General features: G+C 68.9%; 18 protein-coding genes. 7 read left to right on the top strand and 11 right to left on the bottom strand.

Features of this window, described 5'->3' with window-relative positions:
• Positions 1–2 precede the first annotated feature (2 nt).
• The 7 genes from E3O54_RS03265 to E3O54_RS03235 all read right to left on the bottom strand — a co-directional run bounded on the left by E3O54_RS03265 (position 3) and on the right by E3O54_RS03235 (position 6,525).
• Positions 3–689: a response regulator transcription factor gene (locus E3O54_RS03265; protein WP_104103347.1), complete on the bottom strand. Its 687-nt coding sequence runs from the start codon at positions 687–689 to the stop codon at positions 3–5.
• Positions 690–693: 4 nt separating this feature from the next.
• Positions 694–2,103 carry a sensor domain-containing protein gene (locus E3O54_RS03260; protein WP_134400936.1) on the bottom strand — a complete coding sequence of 470 codons (1,410 nt, stop codon included), beginning with the start codon at positions 2,101–2,103 and terminating at the stop codon, positions 694–696.
• Between the two features lie 99 nt (positions 2,104–2,202).
• Positions 2,203–3,702: an amidohydrolase gene (locus E3O54_RS03255; RefSeq protein WP_134400935.1), complete on the bottom strand. Its 1,500-nt coding sequence runs from the start codon at positions 3,700–3,702 to the stop codon at positions 2,203–2,205.
• 2 nt (positions 3,703–3,704) lie between these two features.
• On the bottom strand, positions 3,705–4,343 hold the full coding sequence (locus E3O54_RS03250) for an FMN-binding negative transcriptional regulator (protein WP_104103338.1): 639 nt from the start codon (positions 4,341–4,343) through the stop codon (positions 3,705–3,707).
• A 57-nt stretch (positions 4,344–4,400) separates the two neighbouring features.
• The gene (locus tag E3O54_RS03245; protein WP_104103336.1) at positions 4,401–5,384 is read right to left on the bottom strand and encodes an Fpg/Nei family DNA glycosylase; all 984 of its coding nucleotides are present in this window, start codon (positions 5,382–5,384) and stop codon (positions 4,401–4,403) included.
• A 2-nt stretch (positions 5,385–5,386) separates the two neighbouring features.
• Positions 5,387–5,875: a ribose-5-phosphate isomerase gene (locus tag E3O54_RS03240; RefSeq protein ID WP_104103334.1), complete on the bottom strand. Its 489-nt coding sequence runs from the start codon at positions 5,873–5,875 to the stop codon at positions 5,387–5,389.
• Positions 5,876–5,898: 23 nt separating this feature from the next.
• Entirely contained in the window at positions 5,899–6,525 is a 627-nt protein-coding gene (locus tag E3O54_RS03235; RefSeq protein WP_104103332.1) for a DsbA family protein, read from the bottom strand.
• A gap of 186 nt (positions 6,526–6,711) precedes the next feature.
• On the opposite strand from E3O54_RS03235, the gene E3O54_RS03230 reads away from it, so the two are divergent.
• Both E3O54_RS03230 and E3O54_RS03225 read left to right on the top strand, forming a co-directional pair.
• Positions 6,712–8,298, top strand: coding sequence for an MFS transporter (locus tag E3O54_RS03230; protein ID WP_233191541.1), 1,587 nt, complete (start codon positions 6,712–6,714; stop codon positions 8,296–8,298).
• A 126-nt stretch (positions 8,299–8,424) separates the two neighbouring features.
• Positions 8,425–9,927, top strand: coding sequence for an SDR family NAD(P)-dependent oxidoreductase (locus E3O54_RS03225; RefSeq protein ID WP_134400934.1), 1,503 nt, complete (start codon positions 8,425–8,427; stop codon positions 9,925–9,927).
• Positions 9,928–10,250: 323 nt separating this feature from the next.
• Here E3O54_RS03225 and E3O54_RS03220 read toward each other — a convergent pair whose 3' ends face one another.
• Positions 10,251–11,060: a GNAT family N-acetyltransferase gene (locus E3O54_RS03220; protein WP_134400933.1), complete on the bottom strand. Its 810-nt coding sequence runs from the start codon at positions 11,058–11,060 to the stop codon at positions 10,251–10,253.
• 547 nt (positions 11,061–11,607) lie between these two features.
• Between E3O54_RS03220 and pepN the strand changes: the two genes are divergently transcribed.
• The 3 genes from pepN to E3O54_RS03205 all read left to right on the top strand — a co-directional run bounded on the left by pepN (position 11,608) and on the right by E3O54_RS03205 (position 16,122).
• Positions 11,608–14,151: an aminopeptidase N gene (gene pepN, locus E3O54_RS03215; RefSeq protein WP_134400959.1), complete on the top strand. Its 2,544-nt coding sequence runs from the start codon at positions 11,608–11,610 to the stop codon at positions 14,149–14,151.
• A 278-nt stretch (positions 14,152–14,429) separates the two neighbouring features.
• Complete coding sequence (locus E3O54_RS03210) at positions 14,430–15,674, top strand: mechanosensitive ion channel family protein (protein WP_134374198.1); 1,245 nt, start codon at positions 14,430–14,432, stop codon at positions 15,672–15,674.
• Positions 15,664–16,122: a globin gene (locus E3O54_RS03205; RefSeq protein ID WP_134400932.1), complete on the top strand. Its 459-nt coding sequence runs from the start codon at positions 15,664–15,666 to the stop codon at positions 16,120–16,122. The genes E3O54_RS03210 and E3O54_RS03205 overlap by 11 nt, the downstream gene beginning before the upstream one ends.
• Before the next feature lie 130 nt (positions 16,123–16,252).
• Here the strand turns inward: E3O54_RS03205 and E3O54_RS03200 are convergent, their stop codons facing one another.
• The 3 genes from E3O54_RS03200 to gabT all read right to left on the bottom strand — a co-directional run bounded on the left by E3O54_RS03200 (position 16,253) and on the right by gabT (position 20,660).
• Positions 16,253–17,647: a flavin monoamine oxidase family protein gene (locus E3O54_RS03200; RefSeq protein WP_370247235.1), complete on the bottom strand. Its 1,395-nt coding sequence runs from the start codon at positions 17,645–17,647 to the stop codon at positions 16,253–16,255.
• A 23-nt stretch (positions 17,648–17,670) separates the two neighbouring features.
• A complete protein-coding gene (locus tag E3O54_RS03195; RefSeq protein WP_104103314.1) occupies positions 17,671–19,134 on the bottom strand; it encodes an NAD-dependent succinate-semialdehyde dehydrogenase in 1,464 nt (487 codons plus the stop codon).
• 164 nt (positions 19,135–19,298) lie between these two features.
• Positions 19,299–20,660: a 4-aminobutyrate--2-oxoglutarate transaminase gene (gene gabT, locus E3O54_RS03190; RefSeq protein WP_134374204.1), complete on the bottom strand. Its 1,362-nt coding sequence runs from the start codon at positions 20,658–20,660 to the stop codon at positions 19,299–19,301.
• Between the two features lie 144 nt (positions 20,661–20,804).
• Between gabT and E3O54_RS03185 the strand changes: the two genes are divergently transcribed.
• Together E3O54_RS03185 and E3O54_RS03180 are read left to right on the top strand one after the other, a co-directional pair.
• Positions 20,805–22,370, top strand: a complete 1,566-nt coding sequence (locus E3O54_RS03185; protein WP_134400931.1) for a PucR family transcriptional regulator — start codon at positions 20,805–20,807, stop codon at positions 22,368–22,370.
• Positions 22,371–22,440: 70 nt separating this feature from the next.
• Positions 22,441–23,520 (top strand): nitronate monooxygenase family protein, encoded by a 1,080-nt coding sequence (locus tag E3O54_RS03180; RefSeq protein ID WP_134400930.1) that lies wholly within the window; start codon positions 22,441–22,443, stop codon positions 23,518–23,520.
• Positions 23,521–23,583 lie beyond the last annotated feature (63 nt).

Genomic DNA, 23,583 nt, shown 5'->3' with positions numbered 1-23,583 from the left:
AGTCAGTGCCGCAGGTAGGTGAGCACGGCCAGCACCCGGCGGTGGTCGGAGCCCGAGTCGTCGAGGCCAAGCTTCTGGAAGATCGAGGTGACGTTCTTCTCGACCGCGCCGACGCCGATCACGAGCTTCGCGGCGATGCCGGCGTTGGTGCGCCCCTCCGCCATCAGCCCGAGCACGTCACGCTCACGCGGGGTGAGGGCCGCGACCGGGTCGGTGCGGCGGGCCAGCAACTCGCGCACGACCTGCGGGTCGAGCACGGTGCCGCCCGCGCTGATCCGGGTCACGGCGTCCCGCAGCTCGTCGAGCGACGCCACCCGGTCCTTGAGCAGGTAGCCCAGTCCCCCGTTGCCGGCGGCGAGAAGTTCATGCGCGTAGGTGCCCTCCACATACTGGCTGAGCAGCAGGATGCCCACCGACGGCAACCTGCGGCGCAGTTCCAGCGCGGCGCGCACGCCCTCGTCCCGGAAGGTGGGCGGCATCCGCACATCCAGCACGGCGATGTCGGGCCGCAGCGCGTCTACCTCGGCCAGGAGGGAATCCGCGTCGCCGTAGGACGCGACGGTCACAAACCCGGCCTCGTCGAACAGGCGGATCAGACCTTCTCTGAGCAGCACCGAGTCCTCGGCCAGCACGAGCCGCAGGGGTGGGGCGGAGGGAGCGGCGAGAATGGCTGAAGCGAGGTCGGTCATCCGTTCAGGATACGGCGACCGCTCGCGCCGGCCGGGCCGCGGGCAGTGGGATGTGTGCCCCGATCGCGGTCGGGCCACCCTCGGGGCTCCGCACCGACAACACCCCGCGAAGGCCGTGCAGGCGTTCGTCGAGTCCTTGCAGGCCGTGGGCATCGGTCAGCCGGGCCCCGCCGATGCCGTCGTCGATCACCCAGATGTCGAGCCAGATGACGCTGGCGGCCCCCGTGCTGGCAGGGCTGCCGGTGCTCCCATCGTCGGGGACGGCGCGCAGGGCCAGGTGCAGACGGATGTCCGTGGCCCGCGAGTGCTTGGCGGCGTTGGTGAGCAACTCCGCGCCGACGAAATACGCGCTCCGCTCGATTTCGCTGGGCAGCCGCAGCGCCGGGTCGACCTGCAGCTCGAGCCGCACAGGGATGGTGCTACGGGCGGCCAGGGACTCGAGGCCGGCGAGGAGACCGCGGTCCTGCAGGAGGGGCGGCACCAGACCGCGGGACAGCGCCCGCAGCTCCTCGAGGGTGTCGTGAGCCTGCTCCCGGGCCTCCACGATCAGGGTGCGCGCGGCATCCGGGTCGGTATCGAGCTTGCGCTCGGCGCTGGCGAGGTCCATCTGCAGGCGCACCAGGCGCTGCTGCGGACCATCGTGGATGTCCCGTTCCAGGCGTCGCAGGGACTGGTCTTCCGCGGCGACGGCCGCCCCGCGCGACGCGCTGAGGTCGGCGACCTCACGCTGCAGGGCCTCGGACCGCCAGGCGCCCAGCATGCCGCGGGCCGCGAACTGGTGCAGCCGGGTGAACGCGTGGGTGATGTACGGCAGGGTCAGCAGAAAGAGGATGCCCAGGACGAGCTGGAGGAGGCTTTCGGCCAGGAGCGGGTCGATCGGGAGCGTGGTGCCCGGCAGAATCCAGTTCAGGATGATCGCGTGCAGGTCGTCGTTCCGGTCCTCGGGGAGGAAGCGGCCCCAGATCCAGTAGCTGACGCCGCCGAAGCCCACCGACAGCCAGACTACGGTGACGATCCAGCTGACAAGCCCGACCACGAAGTTCACGACCATGCCGTGCAGCAGGTAGAGCCAGTAGTGCCCGTTGACGAGCGGGCCGAGCAGGGCGCGGAGGGTGGTGGCCGGCTCCCCCGGCGTCGCCCACCGCGGCGGGGTGATGGCAGGCTGGCCGGCCCAGCGCAGGCGGGCGAGTTCGACCAGACCGATGCCGCGGGCGAGGTAGAGGGACGCCACGACGACGACGATCCCAACGACGGCGGCGAGCAGGCCGATGCCGGTGAAGAATACGGTGCTCAGAACGGTGAGGGCGATCACGACCACCGGCAGGGTCAGCAGAAGAAAGAGCAGCTCCTGCGGCACGCGCCGCCAGAGCGCGCGATAGCCGGCGCGTGCGGGGGTTTCGGTCGGTGCGGTCATGGTGTCCTCCAGTATGTCTGTCGGTACTCAGCCTGATCGCCGGGTCGAGTAGACGACATCCCGCTGCCAACCGGATCTCGCCGGGGGTAACCCCCCAAGTCAGAGGGTGGTGTGGGTGAAGCGGCCGGCGAGCAGGGTGGCGGCCACGGGCATCCGTCGCAGGTCGGGCACTGAGGCGACGAACGGGTCGATCTCGCACACCGCGAGGTCGGCGACGTCTCCCGCCAGAACGCGGTGCCGGCCGCGCGCGGACGCGGCGAGCGCGGCCTGCCGGGAGATGGCTTGCTCGGCGTGCCAGGGTTCGCGGCTGCCGCGAGTGCGCCCGACGGCGGCGGCGATGCTCACCCACGGGTCCAGCGGAGCGACCGGGGCGTCGGACCCGAGCGCGAGCGTGACCCCGGCGTTCAGCAGGCTCTTCAGCACGAAGGCCCGGTCGGTGCGTCCCACCCAGTAGCGGTCGGCGACGTCCCGGTCGTCGAGGGCGTGCTCGGGCTGCACGCTCGCTACCACGCCGAGCCGGGCGAAACGGGCGACGTCCTCCCTCGTGAGCAGCTGCGCGTGCTCGATGCTGCCGGCGCAGCCGAGCTGCTCGAAGGCGTCGAGGGCCAGCGCGTTGGCCCGGTCGCCGATGGCGTGCACGGCGGGGCGGATGCCCGCGGCCACGGCCCGGCCCAGGTGCGCGAGCAGCTCCTCCGGCGGCACGGTGAGCATCCCGCGTGACCCGGGCTGGCCCTCCAGGCCGGGGTACTCGTCGACGCAGTACGCGGTGCGGGTGTTCAGCGAGCCGTCGGTGATCACCTTGCAGGATCCCACCGTGAGCAGCCCGCCGGTGCCGTCGATGCCGGCCCCACTCCGCAGACCGAGTGCGATGGCGCGCTCCAAATGCTGGGTGTAGATACCGAACTCCACCCGCAGCGAGTCGGTGCCGCCCTGGATGCGCCGCAGCCAGGTGGCGAGGTTCCAGTCCATCTCCATGTCGACGATGCCCACGACCCCGCGAGCCGCCGCGGCCCGGGCCGCGCTGTCGGCCCAGCCGTCCATCACGACATCGGGCACCTCGGCGAGCGTGCGCACCACGGCGAAGCAGTCCTCCTCACGGAGCAGCCCGGTCGGGTGCTCCGTGTGGCCGTGGCGGGCGAGCGCGGCCGAGTTCAGCCAGCATGAGTGTAGGTCACCGCTGATCAACACGGTCGGAACGGTGCCGGCGGCGGCGTCCAGCAGGGGCCGGCTCGGGGCATCCGGCCACAGAGCGTCGCGAAACCCGAACCCGACCAGGGTCTCCCCCCTCGAAACGCCGGGCACCCGTTCGGCCACCAGGTCGGCCGCGGCGGCGGCACTGTCGGTGCCGGACAGATCCAGCCGCTGATTCGTCTGCGCCCACTGGCTGAAGTGCACGTGGTTGTCCCAGAGGCCCGGAATCAGCCAGCGTTCTTCCAGATCGACCGAACGGATGCCCGCAGCCGACTGACTCAGATACCCGAGCCGGCGCACCCGGCCGTCGACGATCAGCGTGTCGACGATCTCGTCGCTTCCCGGCAGCCGGCCGTTCCGCAAGACGAGCGGAGGGGCCGACGCTGTTGCCGGAGCGGGCGTGGACACGCTCACCGGTCGACCCCGTGCACCCGGCGCATTTCGGCTGCCAGGCCCGGGCTCGCATAGGGACCGTCTCCCTCGAGTTCACCCAGAATGCGCGCCACGGTCTCGGCCGGCTTGTTCTGGCTGAGCTTGCACTTGGCGGTGAGGCGGTTCACCCTGAGCCGGAAGCCGACCGTACCGGCCGCAATACGGGCGGCGTAGGCGGCGTTGGCCTCGGTGCCGGACAGGCGACGCGGTTCAGGCATCCGCTCCTCGAAGTGGTCGACCAGGCGGTCCAGCACCCGCAGGTTCTCCTCGTCGCTGAGTAGTTCGGGTGTGCCGTTCAGGTGCGCGGCGACGAAGTTCCAGGTGGGAACGGCGGGCGCCGCGTCGTACCAGCCGGGCGAGATGTAGCCGTGGGGTCCCTGGATGATCACCAGCAGCTCGTGCCGGCCGAGTTCGTGCAGGGCCTCGTCGGGGCGTCCGACGTGGCTGACCAGCACGATTCCGTCGGTCTCGTCGGCCTCCTCGTCGAGCAGTACCGGGTAGTGCGAGGCCACCAGACCGGACTCGGTGTGGCTGATCAGCGTGGCCCATGGGTTCTCCCGGATGAGACGGCGGATCTCGGCCGGGTCGCCCTGCTCAAAAATGGGGTTGTGTCTCATCGGTGTCCCGTTCTGGTCGTGGGTTCAGATCAGGTGAAGCAGATCAGGGCGAGCAGGTCAGGCCTGGCATTTCGGGCACCAGTAGAGCTTGCGTGCGGCCATCTCCTCAACGGTGATGTGGGTGCCGCAGACCCGGCAGGGCAGCCCCTCGCGCTTGTACACCCAGTGCCGGTCGGCCCGTCGCCTCAGGGCTCGCCCATAAGCCGCGTCGCCGAGGCCGTCCATGGTCATCATCTGCCCGGTCGACACGCCGATCTTCAGCAGGTGCGCCCAGTCTCGCCAGAGCGCACGGGACTGCTCGTCGCTGAGCGACTTGCCCGGCGCATACGGGTTCAGGCGCGCACGGAAGAGCAACTCGGCCCGGTAGACGTTGCCGATGCCGCTGACCACCAACTGGTCCATCAAAAGGCGCCCGATCGGGGTGGGCTTCTTCCGCACCACCGTGACGAAGCGGTCCTCGGCGGCGCGGCTGTCGTCGAGCATCGGGTCCGGCCCGAGACGGTCCATCGCCACGTGCACCTCCTGAGAGTCGAGCACCACGCAAGCCGTGGGCCCGCGCAGGTCCGCAACGACGTCGTCGGCCAGCAGACGCACCCGCACCTGGCCGATGGGTGCGGGCGGGAAGCCGTCGGGCTCGACGCTGACCTTCTCGTCTTCCGCCATCCGCAGCCGGGTCAGCCGGGGCGCGCCGATGCTCTGCAGCGAGTCCTCCCCCGCCAGGCCCTGCATGACGTCACCCGCGTCGCGCCTGACGGTCCGGCGCCTGCGACCCTTGATGGCGGCGTCCGTACCGTGCGCTTGGATGTCCCCGGCAAAGTCCCAGGCGCCGTAGAGCCCCAGGTGCACGCGCAGCCAGAGCCCGTTGTCGAATTCGAGGAACATCTGCTTGCCGACGGCACGGGCATCCGTCATGATGTGGCCGTCGAGCATCGCCGCGCCGTCCACGAAGCGGCCCTGCGGCGACGACAGTCGGATGCTTTTACCCACGAAGTTGCGGGCGAACTGGCGCGCAATGCGGTGGACGGAATGACCCTCAGGCACGGCTAGTCGGCGAGACGCGTGCCGTTGATGGTGCAGTGCGCCTCGTACTCCGCCAGCTGCAGGATGCGGCGGCAGTGGCGTTCGTCGCCGGGGAACGGCTCCGAGATAAAGGCGTCGATGAAGTCGATGGCGTCCTCGATGCTGTGCTGCCTGGCACCGATGGAGATGACGTTCGCGTCGTTGTGCTCGCGGGCGAGCCTGGCGGTACTGAGGCTCCAGACCAGCGCGGCGCGCACGCCCTTCACCTTGTTAGCGGCCATCTGCTCGCCGTTGCCCGAGCCGCCGAAGACGACGCCGAGCGCGTCGACGCCGACGGACAGGTCGGCGACGACGGCCTCGGCCGCCCGGATGCAGAAACCGGGGTAGTCGTCGAGGGCGTCGTAGACCTCCGGCCCGTGGTCCACGACTTCGTGACCGGCAAGGGCGAGGTGCGTGACCAGCTGGTGGCTGAAGTCGAGGCCGGCGTGGTCAGTGGCGATGTGGATGCGCATGCAACCGATTATATTTACTCGGCTTACTCGGCTGGTACCGTCGCAGCCGCGGCGAAGATCGGCTCGCGGGTGCGGGAGCGCTTCAGCTCGAAGAAACCGTCGTACCCGGCAACGGCCACCACACCGTCCCAAAGCTTGAGCGCCACATCTCCGCTCGGCGCGGGCGAGATGACCGGGCCGAAGAAGGCCACGTCGTTCACGGCGATGACGGGGGTGCCGACATCCTGGCCCACCCGCTCCATGGCGTCGAAGTGGCTGGCGCGCATCTGCACGTCGTAGTGGTCGCTGTCGGCCCACTCCGCGAACGATGCCGGCAGGCCCACCTCGGCGAGCGCGGCGGGAATGACCTCGTCGGGGTTTGTGCTGCCACCGAGGTGGATGCGGGCGCCCAGGGCATCGTAGAGCGCCTTGACCGTTTTCTGGCCGTGCAGTTCCTGTGCGGCAGCAACCAGGCGGGTGTACTTGAGAGCCCGGGGGAAGAACGCGCGGTACTCCTCGGACACGTCCTGGTCCTCGTTCAGGACGGCGAGGCTCATCACCTTCCACTCGACGTCGAAACCGCGCAGGGCGGAGACCTCCTCCACCCAGCGGGAGGTCATCCAGGCCCAGGGGCAGGAGGGGTCGAACCAGAACTTCACAGAGTCAGCCATGGGGCCCAGCCTAAGTGTCTCCCGGCTGGGAAAGCGCCGACGGAGACCGAACGTAAACCCCTGTCCAGAGACGGTATCCTCGGCAAAATGTCTGGTTGTTGCCCATTTCCGACTAAAATTATTCGTTATGCCCGAAAGCGGGCCCCTTTTTTTCGCAGCAACATGATCTCTACGAGAGAAGTTCCCATGCCCAGAACCAGCTCACTTTCCGGTGCCGACGGCACGGCGGTGAAGACCAAGAATCCGCTCCTGCAGCGCCGCTTGAAGGTGTCGCACGTGAACGTGGTCGATCAGTCAAGGCTGAAGAAAGCCCTCGGCGGAACCATCGTGGGAAACACGATGGAGTGGTACGACGTCGGCGTGTTCGGCTACCTCATCACGACCATGGGTCCGGTGTTCCTGCCCGAGTCCGACCCGACCGTGCAGACCCTGTTCCTGCTCGGCACCTTCGCCGCGACGTTCATCGCCCGTCCGCTGGGTGGTGTGTTCTTCGGCTGGCTCGGGGACAAGATCGGCCGCCAGAAGGTGCTGTCGATGACCCTGATCCTGATGGCGGCATCCACTTTCGCCGTGGGCCTGCTGCCCGGCTACGCCCAGGTGGGCATGCTCGCCGCCGCGCTGCTGGTCTTCACCAAACTCGTGCAGGGCTTCTCCACCGGCGGTGAGTACGCCGGTGCGACCACCTTCGTGAGCGAGCACTCGCCCGACAAGCACCGCGGCTTCTTCGCCAGCCTGCTCGATATGGGCAGCTACCTCGGCTTCGCCATCGGCGCCGCGCTCGTGTCCATCCTGCAGGTCACCCTCGGGCAGCCCGTCATGGAAGACTGGGGTTGGCGCATCCCATTCCTGATCGCCGGACCGCTCGGCCTGATCGCCATCTGGTTCCGTCTGAAGATCGAGGAATCCCCCACCTTCCAGGCCACCCTGGACGCGAAGGAACTGGCCGCGACCGACCCGTCGTTCTCCGACGAGTCCGCCCCGTCCAACAGCCCGGTCAGCATTTTCAAGAACCACTGGCGCGGCATCATCGTCGCCATGATCCTTGTCGCCGCGGCCAACACGCTCGGCTACGCGCTCACCTCATACATGCCGACCTACCTCACCGCCACCAAGGGCTACGACGAGCTGCACGGGACACTGCTCACCATCCCGATCCTCGTTATCATGGCGCTCTGCATCCCCCTGGCCGGCCGCCTGTCCGACAAGATCGGTCGTCGTCCCGTGCTCTGGATGGGTTCGCTCAGCGCCGTAGTGCTCTCCATCCCCGCCTTCATGCTGATCGGCGTCGGCGAGATCTGGACGACGCTGCTCGGCCTGGCTCTGATCGCCCTGCCCGTCACGTTCTACGTCTCCAACCTCGCCTCGGCCCTGCCGGCGCTGTTCCCGACCGAAAGCCGTTACGGTGCCATGGGCATCGCGTACAACTTCTCGGTGGCCATCTTCGGTGGCACGACGCCGTTCATCATCGCGGCGCTGATCGCCACGACCGAGAACGACATGATGCCGGCTTACTACCTGATGGGGACATCCGTCATCGGTGGAATCGCGATCTTCTTCCTGCGCGAGTCTGCCGGGCGTCCGCTGATCGGCTCGATGCCCAGCGTGGACTCGGTCTTCGAGGCCCGCGAACTGGTAGCCACGCAGGATGACAACCCTGCCCTGGACACCGACGAGATGCCGTTCGACGAGACCTATGAGCCGCCGACCTCGTCGATGGATCTCTCATCGCTCGCGACGGAGCCGGAAACCGAGCCGGAGCCGCTGAAGGTCTAGCGACACCCTGCTGCATCGACCGGTGGCCCGTCGTTCGGAGACCCTGGTCTCGGCGCGCCGGGCCACCGGTCTGTGTGTTGTGTGCACCGGGCCGGGCCATCGCGGGGGCCATCGTAGAATTGTTCGATGACCACGACGCCTCCGACCGAGCCCGCTCCCGGGGCCGTGTCCACCCTCAGCATCGACCCTGCCGAGATGGCGATCGCCCTGCGCGTGCTCGCCTCGCTCAGCGAGATCGACCCCGAAGACCCCGATTTCGTCACCGTGCGGCAGGCCACCGCCAAGATGTTCAAGTCCGTCAAGATGGTGCGACGCGGCGAGAAGCGGCAGGCGATTGCGGATGCCGACCGGGAGGTCATCGCCGCGACCGCGACCGGCGCCGCCACCCGCATCGACGACGAGACCATTGGCGCCCAGCTGCGCCTGGGCACCGACCGGGCGTCGGCCGGCGAGTTGCTCGTGCCGCGGGCCTGCTACATCTGCAAACAGAAGTACACCCTCGTCGACGCCTTCTACCACCAGCTCTGCCCTGCCTGCGCGACGATGAGCCATGAGAAGCGGGATGCCCGCACCGACCTGACCGGCAGGCGCGCCCTACTCACGGGCGGCCGCGCCAAGATCGGCATGTACATCGCCCTGCGCCTGCTGCGCGACGGCGCCCACACCACCATCACCACCCGGTTCCCGCGCGACGCGGTGCGCCGCTTCAGCGCCATGCCGGACTCGGCCGACTGGCTGCACCGTCTCCGCATCGTCGGGATCGACCTGCGCGACCCGGCCCAGGTGATCGGCCTGGCCGACTCCGTCGCCGCGGCCGGGCCGCTGGACATCCTGATCAACAACGCCGCCCAGACCGTGCGCCGCTCCCCCGGCTCCTACTCGATGCTGGTCGAGGCCGAGCAGTCGCCGCTGCCGGAGGGCGTCATCCCGGAGATCGTCACGTTCGGGCACACCAGTGACGCGCACCCGACCGCGCTCGCGGCATCCGTCACCAGCCACCCGATCCTGGCCGCAGCAGCCGGAGCGAGTGGCGCACTCACGGCCGACGACCTGACCGCCCTGGCGCTCGCACCGGGCTCCTCGTCTCTCGCGCGTCTCGCCGCCGGCAACGCGATCGACGCCGGCGGGCTCGTGCCCGACCTGCACTCCCAAAACAGCTGGACCGCGAACGTGGAAGACGTCGACCCGCTGGAGATGCTGGAGGTGCAGCTGTGCAACACCACGGCCCCGTTCCTGCTGGTGAGCCGTCTGCGTGGCTCGCTCGCGGCATCCGACGCCCGCCGCACCTACATTGTGAACGTGTCGGCGATGGAGGGCGTGTTCGGCCGCGGCTACAAGGGGCCCGGCCACCCGCACACGAACATGGCCAAAGCCGCGCTGAACATGCTCACCCGCACGAGCGCGAAGGAAATGCTGTCCGACGGCATCCTGATGACCAGCGTCGACACCGGCTGGATCACCGACGAGCGGCCGCACCCCACCAAGATCCGCCTCGCCGAGGAGGGCTTCCACGCCCCACTCGACCTGGTCGACGGCGCGGCGAGGGTCTACGACCCGATTGTGCGCGGCGAGGGCGGCGAGGACCTCTGCGGCGTCTTCCTCAAGGACTACAAGCCCGGCGCCTGGTAGCCGGGGCAGGTCGTCGGCGGGGTCGGCCTGCGAGTCGGCGGGTCAAGTCGGCGGGGTCGGCCTGCGAGTCGGCGGGTCGAGTCGGCGAGTCGAGTCGGCGAGTCACGTCGGCGCGCTGGACAGCCAGCAGGACAGCCGGCAGGCCCCTCACCAATTCGACGGAGATTTTGAGGTTTGCGCACCCGGGCGGCCGGTTGCGGCCTGGTTTCGGCAGAATCTCCGTCGAATTGGTTCGGGCGGGCGACATGGTGCGGGCCATTTTGGTGCGGCGAGCGGATGCCGCTGCGTGCCGGCACCGGGATCGCGCCCCGCCGAACCGCACCTCAGTCAGGAGCCGGCGGGGTCCAGACCCAGGGGGTCGTCGTCGTGATGGCCTGAAAGCCCAGCCGCAGCAGGATCGGTTTGCTATCGTCGGAGGCATCCACTTGCAGGTAGCGCACACCGCGTTGGTGCGCGAGCCGCGCGCGGTATGCCACCAGCGCCCGGTAGATGCCGCGGCCCCGCCAGGCGGCCAGGGTCGACCCACCCCAGAGTCCCGCGAAATCAGTGCCGCGGGTGAACTCGAGCCGGCACGAGGAGACGAGCTCGCCGCCGTGCACGCCGCCGGCCTCGGCGACGAACACGAGCACGTCGCCCGGGGCCTCACGCACACCGGCCTCCAGCTGGTCGGCCAGCCAGGCGTAGTCCTCGTCCCAGACCTGCGACTGCAGCGCGGCGATGCGCTCGAAGTCGGCCCGGGTGTCGACCTGCCTGATCGTGACGCCGACCGGCAGCACCGGCACGGCGTTCAGGCGTTCGGTCTCGGCGACGACGACCGTCTCCAGCTCCTCGGCCACGAAGCCGGCCACAAGCAGGCGGTCCGGCAGATCGGCTGGCAGGTCGTGGCCGCGGGTCTTCCACTCGAAGGCCTCGCCGCGGGCAGCGAAGAAATCGCGGTGCTCCGCGATCAGGGCGTCGAGCGCCGCGCCGGTCGCACCCACGTCGCGAGCGGTCTCGACGAGCCCCTGGTGCCGTCCCAAGATCCGCAGAACCGGGCCCGACAGTTCGTAACGGATGCCCGTGGGCCGGTCGGTCGGAACCCAGAGCCGAAGCTGTGCGTCGTAGGCATCACGGAGCGCGTCTCGGGTTGTCATTGTGGATAACCCTAGAGCCGCCCAGAACGAATTCGACGGAGATTTTGCGCGAAACGGCTCCACGGAGGCCTTAATCCGCCCTTTTCCGCAGAATCTCCGTCGAATTGACTCCACGCCCGACACCGGACGCGGGACACCAGACACCGGATGACGGGTGAGCGCACGCACACGGCCGGGCGACGCCTCCGCTCACCTGCCGGGGCGACGGTCCCTGCTCGCCGCCAATGCAGCCCCCGCCTGTGCGGCCGGGTGACTGCGAGGGGTTCGGCATCGGGCGCGAGCACGAAGCCGTTTCAGAGCCGAGAACCGGCGATCGGAGCGGAGGTCGCCGGGTCATCCGAAACTTTGTGCGCCCACGCCTCTTAGCAGGCGCTCATGCCGCGCGCTCCCACGTCAGCAAACTCACGGTACCGGTCGTCCGTCGCGGCCCACGGGTCGGTGCTTACCCTCGTGCAGACACCATATTCCTTGGCTAGGCTGATTGTCGGTGCGCGGCGCCACAAGCGTCGGCGCGCGTGCAGACCGCGAAACCGAGATGGAGAAACCGTTGCCCGGAGAGAACCTCACCAGGATCGAAGCCCAGGAGCGCGCCGCGCTCATCACCGTTCAGAGCTACGAGGTCACCCTCGACCTCACGACCGGACCGGAAACGTTCGGCAGCGAGACCACGGTGCACTTCACCGCGACGCCCGGCGCGTCGACCTTCATCGACGCGATCACCCGCACCGTGCACTCGGTGACGCTGAACGGCGCCGCGCTCGACCCCTCACTCGTCAGTGACGGCATCCGGATTCAGCTCGACGGCCTAGCCGCCGAGAATACGCTCACCGTCGTCGCCGACGCCGAGTACACGAACACCGGCGAGGGCCTGCACCGCTTCGTCGACCCGGTCGACAACGAGGTCTACCTGTACAGCCAGTTCGAGGTGCCCGACTCCCGCCGCGTCTTCGCCGTGTTCGAGCAGCCCGACCTCAAGGCCACGTTCGCCTTCACCGTCACCGCCCCCGGCGCCTGGGAAGTCATCTCCAACTCCGTCACGCCCGAGCCGACGGATGCCGGCAGCGGCCACAAGACCTGGGCGTTCGCCCCCACCCACACCATCTCCAGCTACATCACTGCCCTCGTCGCCGGCCCTTACGCAGTCGTGCGCAGCGAGCTGACCTCCAACGACGCCCGCGTCATCCCGCTCGGGCTCTTCTGCCGTAAAAGCCTGTTCGAGTTCCTCGACGCGGATTACCTGTTCGAGAAGACCCGCCAGGGCTTCGCATACTTCGAGGGCAAGTTCAACTACCCGTACCCGTTCGACAAGTACGACCAGATGTTCGTGCCGGAATTCAACGCGGGCGCCATGGAGAACGCCGGCGCGGTCACCTTCACGGAGACGTACGTGTTCCGGTCCAAGGTCACCGACGCCATCAAGGAACGCCGCGTCGTCACCGTGCTGCACGAACTGGCGCACATGTGGTTCGGCGACCTCGTCACCATGAAGTGGTGGAACGACCTGTGGCTGAACGAGTCGTTCGCCGAGTGGGCGTCGACCATGGCAACCGCCGAGGCCACCGAGTGGACCGAAGCGTGGACCACCTTCGCCGTGATGGAGAAGAGCTGGGCCTACAAGCAGGACCAGCTGCCCTCCACCCACCCGATCACCGCCACGATCAACGACCTCGAAGACGTGCAGGTCAACTTCGATGGCATCACCTACGCCAAGGGCGGCTCCGTGCTCAAGCAGCTCGTGGCCTGGGTCGGCCGCGATGAATTCTTCGCCGGCGTCGCCGCGTACTTCCAGAAGCACCAGTGGGGCAACACCGAGCTGACCGACCTGATGGCCCTGCTCGAAGCCTCCAGCGGCCGCGATCTCACCGAGTGGACGAAGCTGTGGCTCGAGACCGCGGGCGTGAACACGCTGCGTCCCGAGATCGTCGTGGACAAGTCCGGCGCCATCACCGGCTTCACGGTGCTGCAGACCGCCGCGGCCGACTACCCCACCATCCGCCCGCACCGCCTCGCCATCGGCTTTTACGACCGGGTGGACGGCGCCCTGGTGCGCACTCACCGGATCGAGATCGACGTCGACGGCGAGCAGACGGATGTCCCGTCACTGCTCGGCCGCCAACAACCCGACCTCGTTCTGCTCAATGACGATGACCTGGCCTACGCCAAGATCCGCCTCGACCCGGAATCGCAGGAGGTGGCCCTCGAGAACCTCTCCGCGATCGAGAGCCCCCTCGCCCGCGCCATCATCTGGGGCGCGGTCTGGGACGCCACCCGCGACGCCGAGACCTCGGCGCGCGACTTCATCACGCTTGTGCTCGGCAACGTCGCGACGGAATCCGAGTCCACCACGCTGCGCACCGTGCTCGGCCAGGTTGTGCTCGCCGCCTCGTACTACGTCGCCGAGGAATTCCGTACGAGTACAGTCAAGGAGGTCGGTGACGCGCTCTGGTCCCTCGCCCGCCACGCCGACGCCGGCAGCGACGAGCAATTCCAGTTCGTGAAGTTCTTCGCCGCCATCGCGACCACCGACAGCCAGCTGGCATCCGTTGCCGCGCTGCGTGGTGGCACGGCGCCGCTCGACGGCCTCGAGATCGACACCGACCTCTCCTGGGAGCTGCTCATCGCCCTCGTAGCCGGCGGCAAGGCCGACGCGGTCGAGATCGACGCAGCACTGGCCGCGGACAACACCGCGACCGGCGCCCAGTCGGCCGCGCAGGCCCGCGCCGCCATCCCCACCCTGGAGGGCAAGCAGGCCGCCTGGTCATCTCTGATCGACGTGGACACCGCGCCGAACACCATCGTGCGGGTCACGGCAGCCGGTTTCCTGAGGGCCAACGACACCACGTTGCTGGAGCCGTTCGTCGAGCAGTACTTCGCCATGTTGCAGCCGGTTTGGGCCGCCCGCAGCTTCTCCATCGCGGAAAAGCTGGTGCTCGGCCTATACCCGGCGCCGCTGGCTGACCGGGCGCTCGTCACCGCGACGCGAAAGTGGCTCGACGCCAACCCGGAGCCGCTCGCGCTGCGTCGCCTGGTGATCGAGAACCTGGCCGGGGTCGAACGCGCCCTCGCCGCCCAGGCGCGCGACGCGGAATAGCCGCGCCGAGGCATCCGCCCGCCCGCGCCGTTCGTGCCCCACGCCGCATCCGCCCTCGCCCCCGTCCCCACCCCCGCTCCCACCCTCGCCCTCGCCCCTAATAAATTCGACGGAGATTCTGCTCCCCGAGCCGCACAAAACCGGTTCAGCTCGTCGCCTGGGTAGAAATCTCCGTCGAATTCGTTCGGGCGGGTGGCAGGGGTCAACAGGGTGCGGCTGGGTGCGGAGCCGCGGCCTCAGGACTTGGACAGGACGCGGCTCTGTAGACTCGGATCGTTATGGACTTTGACGCAATCTGGCTTGAACTGATTCAATTTTTCAAAATCGACCTGTGGCTCAGGGTCATCAATATCGTCGTCATCATTGTGGCCGCGCTGGTCATCCGGTGGGTGTTGCGCTTCGTGATCGACCGCGTCGTGCAACAGATCGTCACGGGGGTCAAGAAGACCCAGAACGTGGAGGACACGCAGGCGCTGAGCGTTTCGCCGCTAGCCGCCGTGCGCGTCGTGCAGCGCACCCGCACCCTCGGTTCGGTGCTCTCGAATATCATCAACGTGACCCTGTTGATCGTGACGATCCTGCTGATCGTCAACATCATCAACAATGAAATCCTGGGCTCTTTCGCCCTGCTGACGGCCGCGCTCGGCGCCGGTCTCGGTTTCGGCGCGCAGAACATCGTCAAGGACATCCTGAACGGGCTGTTCATGGTCGTGGAGGACCAGATCGGCGTGGGCGACATCGTCGACGTGGGCTTCGCTTCCGGGGTCGTGGAGACCGTCGGCATCCGTGTCACCCAGGTGCGTGACATCGACGGCACTCTGTGGTTCGTGCGCAACGGTGAGATCCTGCGCGTCGGCAACATGTCCCAGGGCTGGGCGCGCGTGATCATCGACCTCGCCATCCCCTACTCGTCCGATGTCGAGGCGGTGCAGAACGAGTTGCTGCGCGTCGCGAAGGCGCTCGCCTCCAGCCGCAAGTGGCGGTCGGTGATATTGGAGAAGCCGGAGATCTGGGGACTCGAGTCGATCTCCGCCGAGGCCCTCGTCGTGCGCCTCGTCGTCAAGACCCGGGTGGCGGCGAAGTGGGACTTCGCCCGCGACCTGCGCCTGCACCTGAAGAAGGCGCTGGACGGGCTCGGCATCGGTCTGACTCCGCTCAACAGCGTGGTCATGGCCGGCACGGATGGCACGGTCGCCGCCGGCTCCGACCCCGGCTCCGAGGGAACGCCCGACGCGGCCGCGGAAGCAGCCGCGGCCATGCCGGACCTCACCACCGGCCCGTTCACCGCCCCGATCCCGGTGCGGAAGAAAAAGGCTCCCCGCGCACCCCGCCGACCCAAGAACGCCGCGACCGCGCTGCCCCAGGAGGCCCACCCACGCGCAGCGTCAGCGGATGTTTCCGGTACAGACCCGGCTGTGCCCACGGCCCCGACACCCAAAACCGCGGCACCCAAGGCCCCGACACCCAAGACCGAGGCACCCACGCACACGGCACCAGATCCGGAGACTCACGATGACGAATGATGCCGGCGCCCCCACTCCTGCCACGCCCGGTGCGGTCCACCTGCGCGCGGGCGAGAACGGCACCGCGATCGGCGCCACGTTCTACGAGCAGGTCGGCGGTAGGCCGTTCTTCGAGAATCTGGTGAACGAGTTCTATCGCGGCGTCGCCACCGACCCGGTACTGAAGCCGATGTACCCCGAAGACGACCTGGGCCCGGCCGCCGAGCGTCTGACCATGTTCCTCGAGCAGTTCTGGGGTGGCCCGACCACCTACAGCGAGCAGCGCGGCCACCCGCGGCTGCGCCAACGGCACCAGCCCTTCAAGGTGAACCCGGATTCCCGCGACCGCTGGCTGAACCACATGCGCGCCGCCGTCGACAAGGCCGCTCTTGCACCGCTGCAGCGCGACCAGCTCTGGGACTACCTCGAGCGCGCGGCCTTCGCAATGCTCAATACCTTCGACGAGTAGCAGCGCACCCGCTCTCGGCGCACCGTTGGGACGCAGGCGCACGTTCTACCGTGCGCCCGCTTCTGCAATCTGCGCCGCGAGACACAGACCGACCGAACCAGGCCGGCCGACGGATGCCGCCGCGCCTGCTTTACAAGTCGAGCTCGGCGACGATCTCCGCGGCCGTTGCGCGTCCCATCCGAATTGCGCCGTCGACGTGTTGGTAGCCCTTTCCGGCGAGGTCGCTGCAGGAGAACAGGATCGGGCCAACCGGTGTGCGCAGGTCCGCGCCGAAGCGAGCCAGCCCGCCCAGGTCGAAGCTCGCCGCGTAGGCGCCGCGGGTCCACTCTTCCGTGCCCCAGTCGCTCTCGTAGTAGACGACGGGCGTCAGTGCCTTCTGGCCGAAGTAGTGCGAGAGCGAGGTGAGGATGCGCTGCTTGCGCTCCTCCGCCGAGACGGTGAACACGCCGTCGGCGGCCTCGTCGGAGACGAAGCCGACCAGAGTGCCGCGCGGGTCGTTGAAATTGGTGTTGTCGTAGGCCTCGTGGGAGAGCTCGTAGGGGCTGAAGGCCGTGCCGGAGAGGCCGTCCTCCCGCCAGAACGGGGTCTCGTAGACCGCGTGCACCTTGATCACGAAGCCCATCGAGAGGTGCTGGTGCATCATCTGCTGGCGGCGTGGCAGCGGCGGATCGAAGGAGATCCGGGTGTAGAGCACGGGAGGAACGGCAACGATCACGCGACGCGCACGCACCTCGAGGTCGTCGGTGAGCACACTCACGCCGGCGTCGCCCCAGCGCACGGTGCGGGCGGCCTGCCCGAGGAATACGTCGTCACCGAGGTTCTCGGCCAGCAGGATCGGCACCCGCTGCAGCCCGCCCACGACCCGTTCGTCGAGGATGAAGTCGGCGTCGACGAGGTTGCTGAAACTGCCGGCGCTGGCCGCCATCAGGAGGGCCTGCAGCGTGGAAAAAGCGTGCGCCGGCTTGGTCAGCATGGCCCCGGCGATGAAGAGGCTAATGTTGTCGCGGGCCTCCTGGTCGTCGGTCTCCTGCTCCAGCCAGCGCCGGAAGGAGATCTGGTCGAGCTCCACCGCACGCGGGTGTGCCCAGGGACGGTCGGGGTCCATCTGGTCCACGAGCTCGTCGAGAGTGGCGATCAGGGCCACCATCTCGCGCTCGGTGTCGGCCGAGACCGGGAAGATCTCGCCCTCGAACCGGGTTCGCTCCCCCGCGGCGTTGATGTAGACGCTTTCGCCCTCGCGGTACCGCGCGAAGGTCTCGAGGCCCAGCTCGGCGATGGTCTCCTTGAGTGCGTCCTGATCGGGCGAAACCCACTGGCCGCCGATCTCGAGCATGGCACCGTTGATGTCGTCGGTGTGGAGGCGGCCGCCGACGCGGTCTCGCGCTTCGAGCACGGCCACGGTGAGGCCGGCCTTCCGCAGCTCGGTCGCGGCGGTCAGGCCGGATGCCCCCGCGCCGATAATGACGATGTCACGTTCGATGATGCTCAAGAAGTGCTCCATTGCGTTCTGGTGGTGGGGAAGCAGGTGAAAAACAGGTACGTCGCCGGTCAGGAGACCGGGATGAGCGTGTACTTGGTGGACAGGTACTCCTGGATGCCCTCGAGCCCGCCTTCGCGGCCCAGACCGGATTGCTTGACACCGCCGAACGGTGCCGCCGCGTTGGAGACCAGGCCCGTGTTCAGACCCATCATTCCGGTTTCAAGCTTGGCGATCATCCGCTGCCCGCGGGCGAGGTCCTGGGTGTACACGTAGCTGATCAAGCCGTACTCGGTGGAGTTCGCCAGACGCACGCCCTCGGCCTCGTCGGCGAAGGTGACGATGCCGACGACCGGGCCGAAGATCTCCTCGGTCAGGAGGGCGCTGGCCGGGGCCACGTCCGTCAGCACGGTGGGCTCGTAGAAGGAGCCGGCGCCTTCGGGGCGCTTGCCGCCGGCGAGCAGGGTGGCGCCGTGGGCCAGCGCGTCCTGCACGAGGGCATCGGTGCCGGCGACGGCAGCCTCGCTGACGAGCGGGCCGATGGTGACGCCGGCTTCGGTGCCGCGGCCGATCTTCAGCGCGCCGACACGCTCGGTCAGGCGGCGGGCGAACTCGGCGGCGACGGACTCGTGCACGATGAAACGGTTGGCCGCGGTGCAGGCCTGCCCGATGTTGCGGAACTTGGCGAGCATCGCGCCCTCGACGGCCTTGTCCAGGTCGGCGTCTTCGAAGACGACGAACGGGGCGTTGCCGCCGAGCTCCATCGAGGTGCGCAGCACACCCTGGGCCGCCTGCTGAATGAGCTTGCGGCCCACGGGGGTCGACCCAGTGAAGCTGAGTTTCCGCAGCCTGGGGTCGGCGATGATCGGCCCGGCAACGGCGGAAGAGGTCGACGTGGTGATCACGTTGACGACGCCGGCCGGTACCCCGGCGTCTTCGAGCAGCTGCACGAAGAAGAGGGTGGTCAGCGGGGTCAGCTCGGCGGGCTTCACGACGACCGTGCAGCCGGCGGCGAGCGCGGGGGCGATCTTGCGGGTGGCCATGGCCAGCGGGAAGTTCCACGGAGTGATCAGCAGGCACGGTCCGACCGGATACTGAGAGACAACCATCGTGCCGGTTCCCTCCGGGTTCAGCCCGAAGCGACCGCTGATGCGCACGGCCTCCTCGCTGAACCAGCGCAGGAACTCGCCGCCGTAGGTGACCTCTCCATTGGCCTCGGCGAGAGGTTTGCCCATCTCCATGGTCATCAGCAGCGCAAAATCATCGCGGCGCTCCTGCAGCAGGTCGAAGGCCCGGCGCAGGATCTCGGCCCGCGTACGCGGCGCGGTAGCCGCCCACGACTCGGCCGCCTCGACGGCCGCATCGAGGGCACGGATGCCGTCGGCGGCATCCGCGTTCGCGATCCGTTTGAGCACAGCACCGGTCGCCGGGTCGGTGACCTCGATGGCCTTACCGCCACCCTGCTGCCAGGTGCCGTTGATGTAGAGGCCGTCCGGGACGCGGGCGAGCAGTTCGGTTTCACGAGTGGACACGATGAGACTCTTTCCGATGCGATACGGGAAATGCGAATGAAGTTTTGATCAGGGGTGGAGGCCGTGCAGAAAGGGCGTTTCCGCCACCCTCCCCGCGGCGTTCCCCCAGTATGACTGATCGCCCTGTGCCCCCGTCGGCTTCGGGCAGGAGACCGCGGAGCCAGGGCTCATGCGGCGGCGAGCACGCTCACCAGCACCTGCAGGCCCTCGACGAGGAGGTCGTCGGAGATGCTCAGAGGCGGCAGGAAGCGGATCACGTTGCCGTAGGTGCCGCAGGTGAGCAGCACGACGCCCATGGCGTGGGCGGCAGCCACGACGCGGCCGGTGAGGGCGGCATCCGGGTCTCCGGTCACCGGGTCGACCAGTTCGATGGCGATCATGGCGCCGCGGCCGCGCACATCGCCCACACGCTTGTCGACGGCACGGATGGCGTTCAGCCGCTCGGTCAGGATGGCGCCGATTTCACGGGCGCGCTGGGCCAGGTTCTCGGTCTCATAGCTGCGCATGGTGGCCAGGGCCGCGGCGCAGGCGAGCGGGTTGCCGCCATAGGTGCCGCCGATGCCACCGACCTGCGGTGCGTCCATGATCTCGGCGCGGCCGGTGACGGCGGAGAGCGGCAGGCCGCCGGCGATGCCCTTGGCCATCACCATCAGGTCGGGCACGATGCCCTCGTGGTTGCTGGCGAAGAGGTCGCCGGTGCGGGCGAATCCGGTCTGCACCTCGTCGGCTATGAAGACGACCTCGTTCGCGCGGCACCAGTCCACCAGGGTGGGAAGGAAGCCGGGTGCGGGCACGATGAAGCCGCCCTCACCCTGGATCGGCTCGATGATCAGGGCGGCCAGGTTGTCGGCGCCGACCTGCTTCTCGATCTGGGAAATGGCGCGCCGGGCGGCCCCTACCCCGTCGAGTCCGGCGTCGCGGTAGGGGTACGACATGGGTGCCCGGTAGATCTCCGCGGCGAAGGGGCCGAAGCCGTTCTTGTACGGCTGGTTCTTCGCGGTGAGGCCCATGGTCAGGGTGGTGCGGCCGTGGTAAGCGTGGTCGAAGGCGACGACGGCCTGCTTGCCGGTGTAGTGCCGGGCGATCTTGACGGCGTTCTCCACGGCCTCGGCGCCGGAGTTGAACAGGGCGCTGCGCTTGGCGTGGTCGCCCGGGGTGAGCCGGTTGAGCATCTCGGCTACCTCGATGTACGAGTCGTAGGGCGTCACGGTGAAGCACGTGTGCGTGAACTGGGCCAGCTGGGCGGCCACGGCGGCCACGACCTCGGGGGCGCTGTTTCCGATGCCGGTCACGGCGATGCCGCTGCCGAGGTCGATCAGGAAGTTGCCGTCGACGTCGACAAGCACACCGCCGCCGGCCGCGACGATATAGGCAGGCAGGGTCACTCCCACCCCGGCGGAGACGGCCTCGATCTTGCGACGTCCGAGCTCCTGGGACTTCGGGCCGGGGATGGCGGTGACGAGGCGGCGTTCCTGGGGAAGGGACGGTCCGCCGACCGGGATCACAGAAAGGGCGTCTACGAGGGTCATTGCTGCTCCAGTTCGCTGGCTGTTGCATCGGCGCGGGGCCGGCGACGATACCGATTCCAGGAGGCTACGCAGGGCGGCCACCCGCAACATCCGGCACCGTGTACAACGCGCGGGTGAACTTTCGCCACGTTGTACACTCGTCGCATGGCTCCGAACCTGGCCCCGCCGCTCCTGCCCACCGTGCGCCGCCTGCTGGCCCAGCCCGGCCTCCAGCTGCGCCTGCTCACGGCCGAGCCGCAGCTGCCGGCACACACTCTCGACCAGCCCGTGGAGTGGGTGCACGGCTCCGACCTGGCCGACCCGACGCCGTTTCTCTCCGCCAGCCAGGTGCTCCTCACCACCGGCACCCAGTTCGCCGACCCGATGACGGATGCCTACTACCGCGACTACGTGCGCCGGCTCACGGCCCGCGGCATCGCCTGTCTCGGCTTCGGCACGGAGGTCGTGCGCGCCGGCACGCCGGAGGCCCTCGTTGCGGCCTGCCTTGCCGAGGGGCTGCCCCTGATCGAGGTGCCCTATGACACTCCGTTCATCGCGGTGGCCCGCGCGGCCGGCGACCTGGTCGCCGAGTTGCGCTATGCCCGCAACACCTGGGCGCTGGACGCCCAGCGGGCCATCTCGCACGCGGCCCTCCGACCCGACGGCCTGAGCAACATTCTTAGCGAGCTGTCCCGGCAGCTGGGCCACTGGGTCGCGCTCTTCGACGCGAGCGGCACGCTCGACCGGGTCTTCCCCCGCGACGCGTTCTCCGGTTCCGCCTCCTCCACCGCCCTGCCGCAGGTGCAGGCGGAGGCCGGCCGGCTGCTCCGCCGCGGGCAGCGGGCCGGCAGCACCCTCGACGAGGGCGGCGAGACTTTGACCCTGCAGACCCTGGGGAGGCAGGGCCAGCTGCGCGGGGTGCTGGCCCTCGGGGGCGGCACCCTGCTCGACCAGGCCAGCCAGCAGGTGGTGACCAGCGTCATCGCCCTCGCCGGGCTCGCGCTCGAGCAGAACAGCGCCCAGGGTCGCGCCCGCGGCCACCTGCGGTCCGGGCTGCTGCAGGCGCTACTCGGCGGCGACCTCCCGCTGGTGCAGAGCATCTCCCGGGAGCTCTGGGGTGCCCTCCCGGCCGAGCCGGTACGGGTCGCCGTCGTCTCCCCGCCGCCCGAACGCTTGGACGCTCTGGCCGAGCTGCTCGAACTGCGGGTCGAGGAACGCCCCGGGCACCTGTTCTTCGCCCGCGACGGCGGCCAGGTGGTGCTCATCCTCGATGTCGCCGCCGATCCGGTGCTCGCCGAGCTGGTGGGCCTCGGGCTGCACGTGGGCGTCTCCGACCGGAGCGCCTATCGTGCCCTGCCGCACGCGGCGGCCCAGGCCCGACAGGCGCTCGAGCGCGCCCACGAAGGCGCGGCGGGCATCGTCGAATTCGAGGTGATCTCACGGCAGGGCGTGCTCGCGTTCCTGGCCCGAACGGATGCCTCGGAGGTCGGCCGCGCCACCCTCCGGCCGCTCTCCGACCACGATGCCGCCCACGGCACGGCGCTGCTCCCCACCCTGCGGGTGTGGCTCGAGCGCAACGGCCAGTTCGGCCCGGCCGCGACGGAGCTCGGCGTGCACCGACACACCGTGCGCGGCCGGATCAGCCACGCCGAGCAGTTGCTCGGGCGGGACCTCGGCGCCTTCCACGCCCGCGCCGACCTCTGGGCGGCGCTGCTGGCGTCGGCGGGATAGGCCGGAAACACCGCACGCACGAGGCGGCTCGCACACTGTGACGCAAGCACCCACACACCGGAAAGAGACAATGTTCAGTCTGAAGGACCTTCGCATTCCGATCATCGCGGCACCCATGGCCGGTGGCGCGTCCACCCCTGCCCTGGTGCGCAGCCTCAGCGCGGGGGGCGGCCTCGGGTTCCTGGCCGCCGGGTACAAGACCCCGGATGCGCTGGCCCGGCAGATCGCCGACGTGCACCAGGGCTCGCGGCCGCCGTACGGCGTGAACGTATTCGTTCCCGGGCCACCACTGACCGACCAGGCCGGAGTCGATGCCTACCGCCAGAGCCTGACAGCGACCGCGCTGGAACACGGCGTGGAATTGCCCCCGACACTGGCCGCGGACGATGACTGGTTCTCCGCCAAGGTGTCCCTTCTCATCGGGCACCGAGTCCCCGTGGTGTCGTTCACCTTCGGGTTACCGCCGGCCGAGGCCGTGGACGGTTTGCACGCCGTCGACGCGTGCGTGATCGCCACGGTCACCTCGGTTCGGGAGGCGGTTCTCGCGGAGGAACGCGGAGTCGATGTGCTCTGCGTGCAGGGCCCGGAAGCAGGCGGACACCGGGCGACCTTCACGACGGCCGAAGAACCGGAGACCACTCCCCTGATCGAACTGGTCCGCGCCATTTCGGACCTGGCGGTTCTGCCGCTCATCGCGGCCGGGGGCATCCACTCCGGTGCCGGGATCGCGACGCTCCTGGCGGCCGGCGCGGACGCCGTGCAACTGGGCACGGCGTTCCTCCGCACCGCGGAGTCCGGCGCCCAGCAGGCGCACAAGGACGCGCTCGTCGACCCAAACTTTGATCGCACCGTGGTCACGCGCGCGTTCTCCGGGCGTCCGGCACGGGGGCTGCGCAACGCGTTCATCATCGAGCACGACGCCACCGCGCCCCGGGCTTATCCTCAGGTGAACCATCTCACCAGTGGCCTCAGGGCGGATGCGGGTCGACGCGGCGACGCCGACGGACTCGCCCTCTGGGCGGGCACCGGCTTCCGCTCTGCCCGCGCAGAACCGGCGGCCGACGTGCTCACCCGGCTGTGGCAGGACGCCCGCGTGTCGCCGAGTCAGCGACCGGTGTCGAACCAATTCGACGGAGATTTTGATGTTTGAGCCGATTCTCGGCCAGTTTAAGGCCGATCCGGGCAAAATCTCCGTCGAATTCGTTCGGGGCAC

It is taken from the genome of Cryobacterium sp. TMT2-4 (assembly GCF_004402575.1).
Taxonomy (GTDB): Bacteria; Actinomycetota; Actinomycetes; order Actinomycetales; family Microbacteriaceae; genus Cryobacterium; species Cryobacterium sandaracinum.
Note: the sequence above shows the minus strand (reverse complement) of the source record. Positions and strands in the feature narration are given on the sequence as shown.